This window comes from Microbulbifer donghaiensis, assembly GCF_900129095.1.
GTDB classification, from domain to species: Bacteria; Pseudomonadota; Gammaproteobacteria; order Pseudomonadales; family Cellvibrionaceae; genus Microbulbifer; species Microbulbifer donghaiensis.
Map to the genome: position 1 here is coordinate 784,388 of NZ_FQVA01000001.1, position 18,831 is coordinate 803,218.

An 18,831-nucleotide genomic window follows, 5' to 3' on the forward strand; every position below is an offset into this window, starting at 1 on the left:
CGGGTGTCGGACCCTGGCAAGTTGGTAATCAGTAATTACAGACACATCTCGGGTAAACGGACACACGACGGCCGGGCAATGCCACACAGATCAGCAGACTCTAGACATACCAATCCCGTGGAATATTGCAGAGGAAATAAGTGCGGGGAGATTCCGACTTATAGCTTCCTTTCCAATTCACTCAGCGGCTATCGAATATTGCTCATTACTGAGCAGCGCTCGATACCGTTAAGCCCCGGCTACGCCGAGAGAAGGAAGCTACTCGTCAAACCACTCACTGAGGTGGTAGTTGGCGGAGCAGCGCTCGATAGCAATAGTAGTCATTTTGCTTGAGTTCATAGCGCTTTCAGTTGGCTGGTTAAAATTCTTCTTAGCAAACTTCACGCAATTTTTATCACGCTGAAAAAATGCTGTAAAGCCTTTCATCGCATCGCGCAGGAGTCGATGGAAAACGACGGCCAATACCAAATGATCTGCGGCACAGCCAGCGGAACCTGTGACTCCGCGTCAGCATCCCGAGTGAAACCCTGTTCTGCATCCAGCCGCGAACCGGGGATACTGAACCCGGCCCACTCGCCGCCCGCCTGTGACTTCCCCATTACTGGTAGGGTTGATTAATGTAGAAGCTGCCATTTCGCCCATCGATGCCGATGCGCTTCGGCACTACACTGGTCGCGCCAGTGAAGATATTGAACTGCTCATACTCGGACAATTGGTAGCGCAGCACATCTTCATAGATGACCGGCTCACCACAGCTTGCCTGGGAGCGCGACGTCGCCCCATCCTCGGCGAGCACATAGACATGACCGCTGCCATCCACGATTCCGCCGCCGTCTGTCGAGAAGAAAATCGACGTCGCCTCATCCACACCGATACCGCGAATACCTGGCGGCAGGCCGGCCATGAAGACCATCAGCCGCCCCATGCGATCCCGCTCGGCAAAATGCGTATCAATGATCAGGTTCTGCATGGCGGGCGTACTGAGAAAACCCGTGGAAATATTGATGTATTCGTGACACAGATCGGTGACCGCCTCGGAGGAATAGATACCCAGCACGCCATCCGGATCATAGATATGCTCGGACTGCACCGCGGCGCCGGCAGAAGTACCACCGAGCACACCTCCTCGAGCCAGAACCTCGTCTAGCGCCTGCTGCAGCAGCGTGCCCTGCCACTGGTTCAGGTACTCGGACTGGTCCCCGCCGGCGATCCACACAAATTCCGCCGACCGCACCGCCCAGGCGACGTAATCGTCGTCCGCGTATTGCCGCCGGTCGACGATCAGCGTCTCCACCGAATCTGCACCCAGCAACTGTTGCAAATAGTCGTTGTAACCATCGCTGCCGGAGGTGCGCAGTACCACCACATCACCGCCAGCAAGCAGTGGCTTGACCCTGCGGGTAAAAGCCGCATCCACATCGCTGCCCCCGCCCATGACCAGCAGGCCACCCTCGCCCTGCTCCACACAGATATCCGCTTCGCTGCCAGTCAGGTAACGGGTAAGCCCGCCGGGCTTCGCCGGCCGCGCGCCCAGATTGCACAGACCGCCAGAACCGCCGCCGGGGATACCGCGTACATCGAGGCTGTACCAACCCTGGCCCCGATAGCGGATTATTTTTAGCGTGTAGAACCCCGTCCCCTCGACACTGACGGAAGCGCGCTCGGGCACCCTGCCGCTTTCCGCGCTATACAGTTGCCGCGAGGAGTCGTACAGATACCAGTCGAAGTCGTCGCCACCGTGATGATCCAGACTGATGTCCAGGGTGGCGGGCTGTTCGATGTTGAAGTAATACCAATCCTGGTCGCGGCGACTGCCGATAGCACCATCCACTAACTGGCCAGAACAGACCGGGCCATCGGCATCGGGTTCTGAATCATTGGATTCGGATTCCTCGGAGATACAGGCAAACGTAGAATGCCCTACCAGAAGACAGGAAAATACCAGGGCGATTCTAGTGAACATGAAACACTCCTTGATGGGGGCGGCCGCCCTGGACGACGGCCAGTTATTGTTATGTCATCAAAGAGTAACGCGGCGGCGGTTAATTGAATCGCCGCCAGACAACGAAGGGGAAAAATGGTCAAGTCCGCGGCGGAAATTGCACATTTTCAATGGATTCGGCGCAATGCCCCGCCTCAGAAAGCGCAGTCCGTTGCATCCAGCAACATATGAGTAATAAGCCCGATACCCAGATAGCGCAGTGGTGGCCAGGGCAGGAACATCATCGCGCCGTAGAGGGAAATGGGCAGCATCTTGTGCAGCGGATGGAAATTGATACTGCAGCGATTGGGATCATAGACCGGATTGGCAACCAGGTGATCCAGGTCCACCAGGTTGGCGGCCAGCATGATCAGCGCCGCCCTCTTCCAGTCAGAGCGAAAGAAAAACCAGGCAATGGCCACCGGCACCAGCCCGTGCAGGGCAAGATGAATATAACTGAACATTGATTTACAGAAGCTCTTCTGCGGAGATGGAGCCGAGGCCCTCTTCGATATCCTGGCGAATGGCGGTGCGCACGCGCTCCGGCTTGCCGGAGGCAATGGCCTCGAGCAGGTCCTGGTGGCGGTCGGGCAGCTCCTGCACGCCGAAGCGCTGGAACACCAGGTGCTGCAGCGGCGCTGTCTGCAGCCACAGGCTCTCGATCAGCGACAGGATGATATGCGGCTGGCCGAGACGATACAGGGTGAAATGGAATTCGAGGTTGGCGGTGACATACTCCTCGATGTCCTTGTCCGCCAGTGCCGAGGTCACCCGCTCGTCCAGCCTGCGCAGCTGTTCCAGCTGCTCCGCGCCGACAAAGGGCAACGCCTGCTCTGCCGCCTGGCATTCCAGCGCGACCCGGGCCGCACAGATCTCGGCGAGCTTCTCGGGCGTCATGGTCGGTACGGTCACCCGGCGGGTATCCGACAATTCCAGCGCGCGCTCCGAGGTCAGGCGACGCAGGGCTTCGCGCACCGGCATCGGGCTGCAATCCAGGTCCGCGGCCAGGCCGCGGATAGTGATAGCGTGGCCGGGCAGGAACTTTCCGCGCAGAATCGCATCGCGCACCTGGTAGTAGACCCGCTCCTGGGTGGTGCGGTACTCCTCCTGCGGCGTGTTGAATTCCTGTGCCGAACTCATGCGGCGGCCACCCGCTGCAGTTTGTGCGGCACATCATCGGAACCAACCTCGATCAGGTGATCGCCAACGGTACCGCTCTGCCACAACTCGTAGAAGTCTTCCGCGACGCGGCGGCTCATATCCACTACCTTGTTCCAGTACTTCAGGCGCTCGTCGTTACTGAGCCTGTAGAAGTCGTTGCGATCGGGAATCTTGCCGTAGGGCAGGCTCGCCACGAATGCGGGCGACGGCGCCACCAGCAGCGTGTTTTGCATGGCACCGCCCTTGACCCAGCGCCAGGACAGGCTCTTGTCGAACCAGCCGGGCACCATGTAGGGGAAGAAGTGCGGATAGAGCGCCAGCCCTTCCGGGTGCTGGAAGCGCAGGTCGAAGTGGTAATCGGTTATGCCGCCGTCCCGATAATTGCCCAGCGGCGCTCCCTGTGGGTTCTGCACCCCGGCCATGACGAGCGGTATCGAACCGCTGGCCAGTACCGCATCGCAGACATTTGCCGGCGACAATTGAGTATTGACCGTGCGCAGGTTGTCGAAGTGAACCGCCGCCCGCTCGCCGGAATGAAACACTACCCTGTCCCAGAAGGCGCTCAGACTGCGCCGCGTCAGGGCGTTGGCCAGCGCCGAGGCAAACAGGGCCGGCGCCAGCAGCGCGCGCTTTTCACTGGCGAGCGGCCCGCGGCCGCGCACTGTGACGAAATGGCTGTGCCAGACCGGGTTCTCCGCCACCTGGCGCGCACCGTCTTCGCCCAGTACGTCCAGCAGGATCTTCTCGCCGGCTGCGGTGATCTCCACCGGAGTGGGCCTGTCCGAGTCGTAAGACTGATTGATATAGCCGTATTCGAGCCGCTCCAGAGCCCCCAGTGAATCCTGCATCGCATAACACATATTGCGAAAACTGCCGATAGAAGACCCCAGAGTCACCACCGGCTCGCGGCGCTCGCGGAAGAACTCCCCCATCAGCACCCGGTCCAGCTGGCTGATCACCAACCACTTAGGGCCACCGGAAGCGCCGACCAGCGTGGAGAATTGCTCCGGGCGCAGTCCCTCGTCGCGGATGCGGCCGGCCGCGTTGGCGCCGGCCAGTAGAACACAATTGGTTTTTTTCACTGTTGCTCTCTAAACACTCTCAGGCGAGCACGGAGATCGCCCCTCAAATCGTCACTACCAGGTCAACTCTGTGCTCAACCCGCCGCCGGCGATCGCTACCACTCGCCAGTATTTTCCATCGACGCCCACGGCTCCTGCGGCTCCAGGGGCTCGCCCCGCTGCAGCAATTCGATGGAAATACCGTCCGGGGAGCGAACAAATGCCATATGGCCATCGCGGGGCGGGCGATTGATGGTGACGCCCTCGTCCATCAGCCGCTGGCAGATTGTATAGATATTATCCACGCGGTAGGCCAAATGACCAAAATTGCGCCCGCCGCTATAGGTTTCCGGATCCCAGTTGTAGGTCAGTTCCAGGCAGGGCGCCTTGTTTTCACGCGCGCTGTCGGCATCACCCGGCGCAGCGAGAAACACCAATGTAAAGCGCCCCTTGTCATAATCGTTGCGACTGATCTGCTGCAGACCCAGTTTTTCGCAATAAAACTTCAAAGACTCTTCCAGGTCCGCCACGCGAACCATTGTGTGCAGATATTCCACGCTACTACTCCTTCCTCTGGTCACCATCTACAATCGCGGCACAAATTAATTGATTAGCGTTACAGACGCCAGTGTCCTGTTACATACTAAATGCGGTTATCAGCGGGCCGCTAAGTAGCCAGGTGCAAGGCGCATTTGCGCAGGCATAGCCGGCTACGCCAAGTAAATGCAACGCCGCAGATGGCTGCTTAGCGGCCCGCCCGGAGGGAGCTCCCCAAATCGTCCACCGCTGCGTTGCCGCTCTTGAAAAGGGCGCGCCATTCCCTGCGAGCGGCGCCTAACTGTGAACTATTTGGGGTGCTCTGCTAACCGCATTTAGTATGTAACAGGACACAAATAACCAAATGTATCAAAAATACTATCGCCAATTCTTGCAGGCTCCCAGTGGCAGCCCTTCCTCGATGCTGCACATGGCGTGCCACTCCCACCACTACTGGCCGGACATCACCCTGGACGCTGTCCAGCAGTACTGGCGCGATTCGGCGCTGCTCGCCGATGACAAGTGGGGTCCAGTCTTCGAAGAAAAGATTCCCGCCTGGCAGGCAGCGGTGGCCCGCACGCTGAGTTTGCCGGATCCGGAGCGTATTGCTATCGCGCCCAATACTCACGAACTGGTCTATCGCGTAATCAGCGCCTTCGATCTCAATCGCCCGCTGCGAATCCTCACTACCGATGGGGAATTCTACAGTTTTGCCCGCCAGCTGCAGCGGCTGGAAGAACTGCCGAATATCGAAGTGACGCGTATTGCCAAAGAGCCCTATGGCACAATGGCCGAGCGATTCGAACAGGAGTTGCAGCGCAATGATTACCAGCTGGCCTACGCCAGCCTGGTCTTCTTTGACTCCGGCGTCGTGTTTCCAGAACTGCTGCAAATCGCCGAGCGAAAACCTGCGCGCACCGAATTCATCATCGATGGCTACCACGGTTTCTTCGCCCGCCCCATCGACCTTAGCAGGGTTGCCGGCAAGGTGTTCTTCACCGCCGGTTCCTACAAATATCTGGGCGCCGGCGAGGGCATGTGTTTTATGAGCATCCCCGCCAACTGCGACTTGCGACCGCTGAACACGGGCTGGTTTGCCGAAATGGCCGAACTCGAAAACCGTGTCGACCGTGTGGGCTTTGGCGACAACTGGCTGCGCTTCGCCGGCGCGACCATGGACTACTCGCCCCTCTACAAGGGGTTGGCCATTTTCGAACTCTTCGAGCAGGACGGTATTACCGTGGAGAAAATCCACGACTATGTACTGGCAGCCCAGCGGCGATTCCTGAACACCATGGATGAAGCCAACCACCCGCTGTTGAACCGGCACAACCTCATCTGTCACGATCTGGACGACGGTCACGGACACTTTTTCACCTTCGACTGCGGCACCGCGCAGAACGCCGAGAGACTGCAACAGGAACTGAAGTCCAGAGCTGTGCTGAGCGACCGGCGCCAGCAGCTATTGCGTCTCGGCTTTGCAATCTATCACGGTGAAAATGAAACTTATCGCCAGGTGTTCACCTAAGAGGTTGGTGAACTGCCCACTCAGCTGCCGTTCAGAAAGCGGCGGCTAGTATTCCGGCATCGGAGTCAGCGGAATACCCCAGACCCCAAACGACTTATAAGGAAAAAGTCATGAACGTTGTAAAAATTTCGACCATTGCCCTACTCGCCCTGCTGGCCACCGCCTGCGGCGGCGGCGCCCCCGCTGAACGCGGCACGCTGGTGTCCATCTCCGCCAGTGGCGAGGCCAGCAAGGTGCCAGACACTGCGAATATCTCCGCCGGCGTCGTGACCGAAGCGGAGGACAGCGAAAAGGCCATGCGCGATAACGCCGAGCAGATGGACAAACTGCTGAAAGCGATCAAGAAAGCCGGCATCGACGACAAGGACGTACAGACCAGCGGTATCAGCCTGTCCCCCCGCTACGACTATCAGCAGGGGCAGAAACCGCAGATCACCGGCTATATGGCGCGCAACACCGTGAACATCAAGGTGCGCGAAATGGAGAAGCTGGGTGACGTGCTGGACGATCTGGCCGCGGCCGGTGCCAACCAGATCCACGGGCCCAACCTGGAAATCGGCGAACCCGAACCGGTAATGGCAGAGGCGCGCAAACAGGCACTGGCAAAGGCCCAGGCCCGCGCCGAGGACTATGCAAAGTCGCTGGACATGAAGGTACGCCGCATCGTCAGCGTTTCGGAGAGTGGCAGCGTCGGCATACCGCGCCCGATGATGCGTGCCGAAATGGCGGCAGCCAAGGACAGCGTCAGCACGCCAGTCGCACCGGGTGAAACAACCCTGACGGTCAATCTGGACCTGGTTTTTGAACTGGAAGACTGATGGACCATTTCCAAGAAAAATACAAAGGGCCCGCATGCGGGCCCTCAGTTTACTGACAAAGTTATGCAGTCAAAATTTAAGGCAAAGTGCTAGGACGAGCATTTCGAACCGTCGGCGACAGGACGTCGCCGACGGAGCTTACAGGGATGTATTCACAGCGTTTCGAAATGCTCGTCCTAGTGCTTGGCCGCCACCGCACCAGCTCAGAACAGAATGCGGGGTTTATCAACAGTCTGAGGGCCCGCATGCGGGCCCTTTTTTACTGCGCGTATTATTGCGGCCGCTTGAAGACCTTGCCGTCCTTCATCACAAACTGAACCCGCTGCAACTCCGAAATATCCTCGAGCGGGTTGCCGGCTACGGCGATGATGTCCGCTTTCTTGCCCTCGGCAATACTGCCCAGTTCATCCTGCATCTTCAGCAGGCGTGCTGCATTCCAGGTCGCGCTGCGAATCGCGTCGGAAGGCGTCATGCCGCCCTGTACCATCAGTACAAATTCCCGCGCGTTGTCGCCGTGACGGCTCACGCCGGTGTCGGTACCGAAGGCAATATTCACTCCGCGCTTGTAGGCATTGGCAAAGGTCTGCTGGATCAGTGGGCCGATGGTAGCCGCCTTGCTGCGCACCATATCCGGGAAGAAACCTTCCACCGCAGATTTCTGGGTGACCCACTCGCCGGCCATCAGCGTCGGCACATACCAGGTGTTGTTGCGCTTCATCAGCTCCATGGTTTCACCATCCATGTAGGTACCGTGCTCGACGGAATCCACACCGGCGCGGATAGCGCGCTCCATGCCCTCTTTACCGTGGGCGTGGACCGCTACAGTGAAGCCGTAATCCTTTGCCGTGGCGACGATCGCTTCCAGCTCGTCTTTCATGAACTGCGGATTCTGGCCGCTCTTGGCCACGCTCAGCACGCCGCCGGTGGCGGTGATCTTGATCAGGTCCGCACCGTCCTTGTAGCGCTGCCGCACCGCCTGGCGCGCACTTGCCGGCCCATTGACCACGCCTTCGGCGGCACCGGGGCTGCCCATCAGGTCGTGGCGGTAACCGTTAGTGGGGTCGGCATGCCCGCCGGTGGTGGCGATGGACTTTCCCGCAGTGAAGACCCGCGGTCCCTCGACGGTGCCGGCCTCGATGGCATTGCGCAGGCTGATGGTCACATTGTCACTGTCACCGAGATCCCGCACCGTGGTAAACCCGGCCCGCAGGGTGCGGCGCGCGGTATCCACGCCGCGCAGGGTGTAGTCGGCGGGATTCCAGGTAAAGGTCTCGGTATAGGTGCGCGGGCCAAATTCGTAGGTCAGGTGGGTGTGCATGTCCATCAGTCCCGGCAGCACGGTGTAGTTGCGCAGATCCAGCAGCTTTTCCCGGTCCCGCTTGGCAAACCCCTTCTGCACCGACTCTATACGGCCATCGACCACGTGAATTGTACGATTCTCGAGCAACTTGCCACTTTCACTATCGAACATCTTGCCGGCATAAATGGCTGTGGCTTCGGCCAGCGCCTGTACGGAAGCGAGCCCCGCACAGACCGCCAGCAGCCCCGCTGCAGCGCGATTGAGGAAGTTGCCCCGATTGGCATTTGTTGTCATTGTCCCACCCCTGAATTCCAACATAGAGTCAATTCGTTTTTATAAGAAACGGCACAATCTACCGCAATCGCCCCCCAACCCCAAGGGAAGAGTCGAGAGGAAGCCCCGATGAAGATCTACGAATACGCCAGCGCCCCCAACTGCCGCCGGGTGCGTATGTTTTTGGCCGAAAAAGGCGTGGCAATGGACTACGTGCAAGTGGACATCGCCAAAGGCGAAAACCTGACAGCGGAATTCCGCACCAAGGATGTGAATGCAAAGGTGCCGGTACTGGCACTGGAGGATGGCAGCCATATCGCTGAATCCGTGGCCATCCAGCGCTATATTGAAGAGCTGCACCCGGAGCCGCCGCTATTCGGCCGCGACGCAAAGGAAAAAGCACTGGTGGAAATGTGGAACCGCCGCGCCGACTTCAACATGATGTCCAACGTCGGCATGTGCTTCCAGCACACCTCCGGCTTTTTCAGCGACCGCATGAATGTCTTCCCGGAGTTTGGCGAAGACGCCGGCAAGAAAGCGTTGAAGTTCTTCGATGTCCTTGACCAGCACCTGTCCGATCACGAGTTTCTCGCAGGCGACTATTTCTCCGTCGCCGATATCGGCATGCTGTGCTCGATGGACTTCGGCAAGGTGGTAAACCTGCGCCCGGACGCCGAAGAGCACCCGCACCTGACCCGCTGGCGCAAGCAGCTCAGCGCGCGCCCCAGCGCCAAGGCCTGACGACGCCACTTCGTTGCGGGGCGCCCTGCCCCGCTGTCACGAGAACTCCTCGGCGGCTAGGACTGGAGCTCAGGGGTTCGACGCTTTTCCGCGACACTGACCAGCCGCACATCCCTTTGCGGGAAGGGAATCTCGACACCGTGCTTCTGCAGTGTTTCGAGGATGATGAGCAGCAGGTCCCCGCCCACGCGGTTGCGACCATCGTCGATACCCTGCATCCAGAATTCGACAAACATGTTCACACCGTTGTCACCAAAGCTGTCGATCTCACAATCGGGCCGCTCCTCAATGGGGTAATCCTCACCACTCAGCACCTGGGGATGGCTCGCGACAGCTTCCTTGATAATCTCCACCACGGCGCGCACGTCGGTGCTGTAGCTGACAGAGAAATCGACGCGGTAACGCTGCTTCTCGTTCTTATGTGTCCAGTTGGTGAACGTGTTGGAGATAAATTTCTCATTGGGCACCACGATGTCCTTGCCATCGAAGGTCTCGAGCGTGGTGGAGCGCATGTTGAGCTCGGTCACCACGCCGCACTTGCCATCCTCCAATTCTATATAGTCCCCCACCGAGACCGAACGGTCCATCAGGATGATGATGCCGGAGATAAAATTAGAGGCTATGGCCTGCAATCCGAAGCCTATTCCGACACCCACCGCACCGCCAAACACAGCCAGGGCTGTGAGGTTGATACCCATCAACTGCAACATCAGCATGGCGACGATAAAAAACAGCATCACCTCGAATAGCTTCGCCAGCACCTCCTTGGTGCGGATATCCAGTGTTTCCTGCTTGCGGATAATCGTCTGGCCCGTTGAGTTAGACACGCGCCCCAGCCAGAAAAGCAGTGAACCGAAAATCAGGGTTCGAACGATGCCGTAGACAGAAAGCTTGATATTTCCCAATTGGATCGACATTCCGTCGAGCACCGCAACGATATTGTCGAGCACTCCGACAGCGTGGAGGAAAATAATCGGCATACCGACCCAGCGAAACAGCTTCGCCACCAGCTCGTTGGCAATAACCAGCCGCACAAACGAGTTGAACAACAGGATGATCGCAATGGCCACGGCTACCCGCATGACCAGGCCATCGCCGAGCAGTGCCGGCGCGAACGCCAGCGAAAGCTGTAGCAGCAGGATGGCGGTCAAGGGGAAAAGTAGCCGACCGCAGCGGAAGACCAGATGGCGAAGGGGCGTAATTTCCGGCTCGGCGGGAGGCTCGCAGAGCACCGGCACGTAGCGGCAAACCCGGGCTGACAGCACATAGGCCAAACAGTAAACCAGCGCGATCAAACCCAGCTGGCTATAGAATTCCACCCCGGACGCCGACGCCAGGGCCCTATCCGAAGCCGCATTCAATTCTGCAAGCAGGTTCTCGGTCGTCATATTCGCCACCGGCTGTCAGGGCCTCGTTACGACCGCCGGGTTCGTCGGCGGCGGCATGGACGATAGTGCAAGTTTCACTCGACAGTCTCCAGGCCCTGCGGATTCACCGCATCCGCCGGCAGGTTGCCAATATCCGGCTGGCGACGGCGCCGGGTCTTCGCCGGCACCATGCCGCGCATGGCCTCGAGTTTGCCGAAGCACAATAATTTGTCATTGGGCTCCAGTATGCGTTGTGGTTTCGGATTGGGAATTACCTTGGCGCCGCGATAAAGCGTCAGGACGTTGATATCATGTTCATCCGCCCGAATCTCAGCAATGGTGCGGCCCACGAACTTAGATCCTTCGGGAACATAAACTTCGGTGACACCGTAGCCTTTACTCACAGTAAGCCGCTGACGCACGTCGATCTCCGGGAAGTCCACCTGGGCGGCGATATACTCGATCACCGCACCTGCCACATCCAGACCAGTACAGGTTTCTATACCCTCGAGCCCAGGCGACGAGTTCACCTCCATGATCTGCGGACCAGATTTGCCCTCCAGCATATCCACACCGGCCACGCGCAACCCCATTATTTGTGTGGCACGCACCGCGGTATCGATGTATTCCTGCGGAAGATCCACCGGCTCGGCGATACCACCGCGGTGCACATTACTGCGAAATTCCTGTCCCTGGGCGACTCGGCGCATCGCAGCCACCACGCGATCGCCGACGACAAAGGCGCGAATATCTCTGCCCTTGCTCTCGGCAACAAATTTCTGAATCAGCACATTCTGCTTCTGGCTTTGCAGCAACTCGATAATCGCCTCGGCCTGCTTGACCGTCTCCGCCAGCAATACCCCTATGCCCTGGGTCCCTTCGATTAGCTTGATCACCACCGGCGCGCCCCCGACCCGCTCGATAGCGGGCAACACATCTTTCTTGTTATGCACGAACGTCGTGCGGGGAATGCCAATATGGTGGCGGCTCAGCAGCTGCAGGCTGCGCAGTTTGTCGCGGGAATTGTTGATACCGTGTGCGGTGTTTGCGCAGAACACATCCATTTCCTGAAACTGCCTGACGACTGCAGTTCCGTAGTACGTAATAGAGGCGCCGATTCGCGGTAATACGGCATCGAAGTCTTCGATCTGTTTCTGGCGGTAATACAGGTCCGGCGCAGCGCGCTGGAGATCGATTGCGAACTTGATCGTATCCAGCACCTGCACATCGTGACCACGACTTTGCGCAGCCTCCTGCAGTCGCAGTGTGCTGTAGCATTTGGGCGAACGGGAGAGAACGGCAAGTTTCATTGTGGTTACCTTTCCTTATGTATTCTGGCGGCGCACCGGCTGTAATTTTCGCGTCGATGGCGGCGGGACCGGCGCGAAAACCTCAATTTTTGTATTTGTGTTCGGTGTCCACCCGCACGAACGCAGTTGCACACTGCTACACGGGTGACAGCGGCAACACCCAGCCTAGTAGAAAGCGAAAAAAGTGCCAGTTTTAACTCCGGCAGGCATGGAGCGCGCCCCCTCGCGCGCTCACCCGAGGGGCGTCCGCCTATGACTCACTTGGCAAAACGGTGACCGGCCCTATATCCAGCGCCTCTATTTCACCCTGGATTTTGTCGAGATCCCCCACAATCACCCAGGTAAACTGCTCGGGCGCCAGGTATTCCCGCGCGGAGGCCTCCACAGTCTCCTTGGATAGCGCGGCAACCCGCTGCGGATATTCGGCGATATATTCCGGCGGCAACCCCTTCTCTACCTGCCAGGTGATACTGGAGAGCAACTGCCCCTTGGTCTGGAAGCGACCGCTCTGCTTGAGCACTTCGTCATCGCGATAGTCAGCCAGTTCCTTTTCCTGCACCGGCTGGTCGCCGAGATAGCTGCGGTACTCTTTCAGAAGCTCCTTTATCGCCGGCGCCGTTTTATCGGTCTGCACCGGCGCGAACAGGATATAGGGGCGCTGGCCCTCGGTATCCAGGGAAACTGCGCGGGCGCCATAGGACCAGTGCTTATCCTCGCGCAGGTTCATATTCACCCGCGAAGTAAACTTGCCGGCGATAATATCCGTCATCGCATCGAAGGCCTCGGCGCCCTCCGGCTGCCACGGCGGCATCACCAGGCCGGCCATAATGTAGCTCTGCTGTGCACCCGGACGATCGAGCAGATAGACCCTCGCTTTCTGCGGCCGCTCCACCGCCGGCACTTCGATTTTGGCCAGTTCTGTCTTGGGAGCCTTCCAGTCGCCGAGCGTCTGGTTCAGTAAAGACTTGATTTCATCCCTTTTGACATCTCCCACGATCGTTAGCGTGGCATTGTCCGGCCGCACCCAGGTGCTGTGGAACTGCACCAGGTCTGCGCGAGTGACTGCCTCGATACCCTCGACAGTGCCGGAGCCGGTCAGCGGCGATCCATACGGGTGCTCTTTCCCAAACAGCAGCGGCGGCAATTCGCGCAGGGCCAGTCCCTGGGGCTGCGCTTTTTCCTGAGCAATACTATCGATGCGGTTGGATTTCTCTCGCGCCAGGTCCGTTTCAGGAAAAGATGGCTCCATTACCACGCTGGCAAACAGTTTCAGCGACGGCTCCAGTTGCGACTTCAGCGCACTGAAAGTGATGTTGTTGTAATCCAGGCCACTGCCGGCACCAATACTCGCACCGAGCTCTTCCTCGCGGGCACTGAATTCGAGCCCATCCAGATCACCGGCTCCCTCGCTCAGCATTTGCGCCGCCACGGAAGCGAGACCCGGCTTGTCACCATCTGCCGCCGCACCGCTGCGAAACTGCAGGTTCATAAATACCACCGGTGTGTCGTGGCGCTCTGCCAGTACCACGCGCAGGCCATTATCCAGAGTGAACTCGCTCTGCTGGGGCAACTCGAGCTCCACCCTCTTATCGACTTCCGGTAATTTACTGCGGTCGACCCCCGCTGCCGCCGCCGAATATTTCTGTTTTGGTTTGACGATCAGCGTATATCTTTCCGGTTTTAGCCAGCGGCTGGCAACATCCTGCACCTCGAGCGCGGTAACCTTGGCATACTCCTCGAGGCCGCCGATCAGCGCCCCCGGGTCACCGTAGTAAAACTCGGAGCGCGCGAGAATATCGCTCTTGCCACCAAAGCCCCCGGTCTTCTCGAGGCCTTTGACGAGACCAGCAAACTCGCTCTGCTTGATACGGCGTATCTCCTCCGCGCTCACTCCATCCCGGGCAAACTGCCGCAATTCTTCATCCAGCAGCTTCTCGACCTTGTCCAGTGGCTGACCGGGCTTGACGTCCACGATGATGATCAACTGTCCGGCCAGCTGACGCCCGTAATAGAAGGCGCTCACTCCAGTAGCCACCTGCTCATCGCGCACCAGCCGCCGATAGAGCAGCGAATTCTGACGGTTGGCCAATAGCGAGGTGATAAGGTCCAGCGCATTCTCTTCCTCGCTGCCGAGCGCCGGCACGTTCCACACTTTATAGATGCGTGTCTGCGGTACCTGATCGAACATCACTTCGCGCTTGTTTACCTGGACGGGTAGTTCCCAGTTTTTAATGCGCGGTTGCACCTCCGTGCTCGGGATATCGCCGAAATACTGCCGCGCCTTGGCCATGGCCTCTTCAACAGTAATATCACCGGCGATCACCAGTATCGCATTGGCCGGCTGGTAGTAATCTGCAAACCATTTTTTTACGTCTTCGAGGCTGGCGTTGTCGAGGTCATCCATGGAACCGATCGGGGTCCATGAGTAGGGATGAAACGGCGGAAAGGTACTGCTGGCGATGGTGTCAAAGGCCTTACCGTAAGGTGCGTTTTCCCCCTGGCGCTTTTCGTTCTTCACCACGCCACGCTGTTCGTCCAGCACTTCCTGGGTAATAGCGCCACTGAAATGCCCCATGCGGTCCGACTCCATCCACAGCGCCATGTCCAGCGCGCCTTTCGGTACCGTTTCGAAATAATTGGTACGGTCGTTATTGGTGGTGCCGTTCATATCGGTGGCACCGGAGCGCTGGAAAGGCTCGAAATATTCGCCTGGATAGTTTTCCGAACCGTTGAACATGAGGTGCTCGAACAGGTGCGCGAAGCCGGTCTTGCCGGGGACCTCGTCTTTGGAGCCGACCTTGTACCAGATATTGATCGAGACCACCGGCGCCTTGCGGTCCTCGTGCACGATCACCGTAAGGCCGTTATCCAAGACCTCCCGGTGGAATGGAATCTCCAACTCGGGCGCGGGCACATAGGCCTGTTTGTCCGCTGCCGCCGCCCGGCTGCTGGCGGCGGCTTCCCTGTCCACCGACAGTGCTCGGTGAGTATCGTCGCCGGGCTTGCCACAACCGGCGAGCAATAATGAGGCGATAAGAAGAGCGAACGCGGATTGGCGGAGATCCATTTTTTTCCCTTATCAAGATCGGGTCTTAAGAAGGAAATTGTAGGCAACATTTGCCCGGACATGTCGGCTAATTCGCCGATCAAATCCATCGGCGCGACAATCGGGAGGCAAAAAAAATGGGCACCGGAGTGCCCAAATAAATACATCACAGAGAGAAGCGATGATGCGAATCGCTCAGGGGAGAAATACCTGCCAGGGCGTCACGCCCTGCTCAAAATTTATGCAGCTTCTGAGTCAGTTTTTTTTAGCGCGTCTTCGTGACCGAATCGTTCTTCGGCAATACGGTCTGCCACGTGAGCAGTGGTCTCACCGGTTTCGTCGGCACGCTGGAAAACTTCTTTCATGGTGGTTCCGATGGTCTCGATGTGCTCCTTGACCTGGGCCGGGTTGTAATCGCCCTGCTGCTGGTAATACACGTCGATAATGCCGCCGGCGTTAATCACGTAATCCGGAGAGTAGAGAATGCCCTTCTCACGCAATACCGCCGCGTGGCGCTCTTCCGCCAACTGGTTGTTGGCGGCACCGGCGATGGCGCCCACTTTCAGGCGGGAGATGGTGTCGTCGTTCAGAATCGCGCCCATGGCACAGGGGGCGAACAGGTCAACATCCAGGTCGAAAATTTCGTCCGCACCAACAGCGGTCGCACCCAGTTCATTCACGGCGCGGTCGATATTGTCCTGGAAGATATCGGTTACGAAGAGTTCTGCGCCCGCTTCCTTCAGCAGCTTGGCCAGGCGGAAGCCCACATTGCCCACGCCCTGCAGGGAAACCTTGAGGCCGTTCAGGTCGGTCTTGCCCCAGCGGTGTTCAACCGCGGCTTTCAGGCCGACAAAGACACCGTAGGCGGTGGACGGGGACGGGTCGCCACCGTGTTCGGAACCTTCGATCAGGCCGGAAACGAATTTGGTACGCTCGCCGATAATATGCATGTCGGCAACGCTGGTACCGGAATCCTCGGCGGTAATGTAGCGACCACCCAGGGTATTGATGAAGTCGCCCATCGCGCGCAGCAGCTCGGGCGTCTTGTCCTTGCGCGGGTCGCCGATGATCACGGCCTTACCGCCACCCAGCTTCAGGCCGGCCATGGCAGATTTGTAGGTCATACCGCGAGACAGGCGCAGCACGTCGTTCAGTGCCTCGCCATCGTCGGCGTAGGGCCACATGCGGCAGCCGCCCAATGAGGGTCCCAGATTGGTGTTGTGCACCGCAATAATCGCCTTCAGTCCGCTTTTGGCGTCCTGATAGAAAGCCACTTGCTCGTGCTTATCGTAGGCGGGATGGGAAAATATACTCATTTACTGTTCCTCTCCGGGAGACCGGTTCTACAGCTGGGGAACAACCACAGCCCTTATCTGTTTTTATCGGAAGCTAAGATTATATCGTCCCGCGGCAGATAAGGTTTGCATTTTTTGCACGCGAACATCCTAGAAGCGCTAAACCATCACTCAAATTGAGAAAAATTAGGATGCCGGGTCACGCAAGAACATGGCAGGCGGCACAGTCATCAAAAGAGAACAAGAGGACTTTTGCCTCGCCCGTTGTCGCCCGCCGTCCGCGGTGTCACCGTTCGTGACACCCGGTCCCGCAGCCCGTTACATCCAGCCAGATCCGTCTGGTAGAATCCGCGCCCACTATTGACCCTCAGACGACCCGCAGAGATAACTCGATGCTGAATGCCGACGCCCTCAAACAACTCTCTCAACTGAAAACCGATATTCGCTCCAACAAGGAGTTTGCCGAGGGCCGGGTGCGCGGCAGCAACGGCAAGTTCGGCTTCGTGGTACTGGACGACGGTCGCGAGGCCTTCTTGCCACCGGCAGAGATGGAGCGCGTCCTCCCTGGCGATCGCGTGCGCGTCAGTTTGAATGACGAGGAAAAGGGCAAGCTGTCTGCCGAGCTGGACGAGCTGCTGGAAAGCGAACTCAAATACCTGGTGGGCCAGTATGTACAGCGCGGTCAGGGTCACTTCGTACAGCCGAGCCAGAATGGCCTGTCGCGCTGGATCTTCCTGCCGCCCAAGGCCCGCGGCAAGGCGCAGCCGGGCGAGTTTATCGCCTGCAAGATTAACCGCCACCCGTTCAAAGACGGCAAAGCCCAGGCCAAGGTCGAAAGTGTAATCGGCAAGCCGGACATGCCCGGCATCGAGCACGCCTTTGTTGTCGCGCAGCACCAGCTGCCAGAGCAGTTCGGCGAGGCGGCTCTGAAACAAGCACAGGTAATAATGGAAAAGCTGGACGCGGTTACCGCCGAACGCAAAGACCTGTCCGAACTGGGCTTCGCCACTATCGATGCCGAAACCACCCGCGATATGGATGACGCCCTGGCCGTCACCGCCCGCGATGGCGGCTGGACCCTGCATATCGCCATTGCCGACCCGTCCAGCCTGATAGAAGAAGGCAGCGCACTGGACAAAGAGGCCTTCAAGCGCGCCCACAGCCAGTACCTGCCCGGCGAAACCCTGCCCATGCTGCCCCGCGACCTGTGCGAAAACCTCTTCTCCCTGATCGCCGGCGAACTGCGCCCGGTATTGGCAGTGCATGTCGATATCGATAGCGACGGCAGCATTGGCGACAGCCGCTACGAATTCGGCGCAATCCGCTCCCAGCACAAGCTGAGCTACCAACAGGTCGCTAAATTTATCGAGGGCGACGAAAACGCCGTGCCGGAAGAACAGAAGGCACACCTGCGCAACCTGGCCGCCCTCAGTGAAGCCCGCGCCGCCTACCGCGCGAGCCACTCACTGATTATGGAAGACAGGCCCGATTACGAGATCTGTCTCAATCGCCAGCGCAAGATCGAGCGCATCACCAAGCAGGAGCGCAACGCCGCGCAGCGCATGGTGGAAGAGGCCATGCTAGCCACCAATATCTGCATCGGCGGCAAGCTCGCCGAACTGCAGCAGGGCTGCTTCTCCGTACACCTCGGCTTCCGCGACGAGCGCATGGGCGAAGTGAAGAGCCTGCTCAAGGAAATGCTGCCGGAGCACGCGGAGAAAGACCTGCACCAGCTGGGCAACTACCTGGCACTGGTGAAATACCTGGAGACTCACCACGAGTCGCAGATGCAGAACCTCCTGGCAGTCCTGAAGCGCATGCTGCGTCCGGGCCAGCTGGCCAACAAGGCCGGTGCGCACCTCGGGCTCGGCCTCGAGGCCTACGCCACGGTTACCTCGCCGATCCGCAAATACAACGACCTACACAATCACCGCGTACTGCATGCCGCGGCAGAAGCACAACAGGCGCAGGCGCTCAGCGACGAGCAGATCGAAGCGTTACAGGACAGCCTGATCCGCGGCCGCCAGGCCAACCGCGCACTGGAGCAGTGGCTCTATGCCCAGTTTATGCAGGACAAGGTCGCTCAGGAATTTACCGGCAAGATTACCCTCGTTAACGGCGCAGGCCTCGGCGTGCGCCTGGACGACAACGGCATCGACGGCTTCGTGCGCCTGAACGGTGACAAGAAGAATCTGCCGGAATTCGACGGCAAGCACCTGATCCTGAAACACAACGAACGCAGCTATCAGCTGGAGCAGCCGGTCACCGTCAAGGTGGCCGCCGTGGACGTGGACAAACGCCGCATCGCGCTGGAACTGGTGAGCGATCAGGCACTGGCCGACACCGGCACTGCGGAATAGCCTGTACCTGGCCGGGGTGCGCAACGCGCTGCACCCCGGCCACTTCTGACGCT

14 protein-coding genes and 1 pseudogene are annotated in these 18,831 nt (G+C 58.9%); 4 read left to right on the forward strand and 11 right to left on the reverse strand.

Features of this window, described 5'->3' with window-relative positions:
* Positions 1–598 precede the first annotated feature (598 nt).
* The 5 genes from BUC36_RS03265 to BUC36_RS03285 all read right to left on the reverse strand — a co-directional run bounded on the left by BUC36_RS03265 (position 599) and on the right by BUC36_RS03285 (position 4,760).
* A complete protein-coding gene (locus tag BUC36_RS03265) occupies positions 599–1,963 on the reverse strand; it encodes a Type 1 glutamine amidotransferase-like domain-containing protein (RefSeq protein WP_073271394.1) in 1,365 nt (454 codons plus the stop codon).
* 173 nt (positions 1,964–2,136) lie between these two features.
* Positions 2,137–2,445, reverse strand: a complete 309-nt coding sequence (locus tag BUC36_RS03270; RefSeq protein WP_073271396.1) for a DUF6122 family protein — start codon at positions 2,443–2,445, stop codon at positions 2,137–2,139.
* A gap of 4 nt (positions 2,446–2,449) precedes the next feature.
* Positions 2,450–3,121, reverse strand: coding sequence for a GntR family transcriptional regulator (locus tag BUC36_RS03275; RefSeq protein ID WP_073271397.1), 672 nt, complete (start codon positions 3,119–3,121; stop codon positions 2,450–2,452).
* Positions 3,118–4,224: a patatin-like phospholipase family protein gene (locus BUC36_RS03280; RefSeq protein ID WP_073271399.1), complete on the reverse strand. Its 1,107-nt coding sequence runs from the start codon at positions 4,222–4,224 to the stop codon at positions 3,118–3,120. Before BUC36_RS03280 ends, BUC36_RS03275 begins: the two co-directional genes overlap by 4 nt.
* 95 nt (positions 4,225–4,319) lie before the next feature.
* Positions 4,320–4,760, reverse strand: coding sequence for a VOC family protein (locus BUC36_RS03285; RefSeq protein WP_073271403.1), 441 nt, complete (start codon positions 4,758–4,760; stop codon positions 4,320–4,322).
* Between the two features lie 344 nt (positions 4,761–5,104).
* Here BUC36_RS03285 and BUC36_RS03290 point away from each other — a divergent pair, with 344 nt between their 5' ends.
* On the forward strand, positions 5,105–6,268 hold the full coding sequence (locus BUC36_RS03290) for a hypothetical protein (protein WP_073271405.1): 1,164 nt from the start codon (positions 5,105–5,107) through the stop codon (positions 6,266–6,268).
* A 110-nt stretch (positions 6,269–6,378) separates the two neighbouring features.
* Positions 6,379–7,086, forward strand: coding sequence for an SIMPL domain-containing protein (locus BUC36_RS03295; protein ID WP_073271407.1), 708 nt, complete (start codon positions 6,379–6,381; stop codon positions 7,084–7,086).
* Between the two features lie 271 nt (positions 7,087–7,357).
* Here the strand turns inward: BUC36_RS03295 and BUC36_RS03300 are convergent, their stop codons facing one another.
* Positions 7,358–8,680, reverse strand: a complete 1,323-nt coding sequence (locus BUC36_RS03300) for a metal-dependent hydrolase family protein (RefSeq protein WP_073271409.1) — start codon at positions 8,678–8,680, stop codon at positions 7,358–7,360.
* 108 nt (positions 8,681–8,788) lie between these two features.
* Between BUC36_RS03300 and BUC36_RS03305 the strand changes: the two genes are divergently transcribed.
* Positions 8,789–9,400, forward strand: coding sequence for a glutathione S-transferase family protein (locus tag BUC36_RS03305; protein WP_073271412.1), 612 nt, complete (start codon positions 8,789–8,791; stop codon positions 9,398–9,400).
* Positions 9,401–9,456: 56 nt separating this feature from the next.
* Here the strand turns inward: BUC36_RS03305 and BUC36_RS03310 are convergent, their stop codons facing one another.
* The 5 genes and pseudogenes from BUC36_RS03310 to BUC36_RS03325 all read right to left on the reverse strand — a co-directional run bounded on the left by BUC36_RS03310 (position 9,457) and on the right by BUC36_RS03325 (position 16,439).
* Positions 9,457–10,788, reverse strand: a complete 1,332-nt coding sequence (locus BUC36_RS03310; protein WP_073271414.1) for a mechanosensitive ion channel family protein — start codon at positions 10,786–10,788, stop codon at positions 9,457–9,459.
* A 74-nt stretch (positions 10,789–10,862) separates the two neighbouring features.
* Entirely contained in the window at positions 10,863–11,171 is a 309-nt protein-coding gene (locus BUC36_RS19160) for a cation:proton antiporter regulatory subunit (protein ID WP_407661771.1), read from the reverse strand.
* A pseudogene (rimK, locus tag BUC36_RS03315) lies at positions 11,154–12,077 on the reverse strand (30S ribosomal protein S6--L-glutamate ligase); the annotation flags it as partial. The pseudogene rimK and the gene BUC36_RS19160, both read right to left, overlap by 18 nt.
* A 250-nt stretch (positions 12,078–12,327) precedes the next feature.
* On the reverse strand, positions 12,328–15,144 hold the full coding sequence (locus tag BUC36_RS03320) for a M16 family metallopeptidase (protein WP_084535553.1): 2,817 nt from the start codon (positions 15,142–15,144) through the stop codon (positions 12,328–12,330).
* Positions 15,145–15,362: 218 nt separating this feature from the next.
* Positions 15,363–16,439 (reverse strand): Glu/Leu/Phe/Val dehydrogenase dimerization domain-containing protein, encoded by a 1,077-nt coding sequence (locus BUC36_RS03325; protein ID WP_073271418.1) that lies wholly within the window; start codon positions 16,437–16,439, stop codon positions 15,363–15,365.
* 371 nt (positions 16,440–16,810) lie between these two features.
* On the opposite strand from BUC36_RS03325, the gene BUC36_RS03330 reads away from it, so the two are divergent.
* Entirely contained in the window at positions 16,811–18,778 is a 1,968-nt protein-coding gene (locus tag BUC36_RS03330) for a VacB/RNase II family 3'-5' exoribonuclease (protein WP_073271420.1), read from the forward strand.
* The last annotated feature ends 53 nt before the right edge of the window (positions 18,779–18,831 follow it).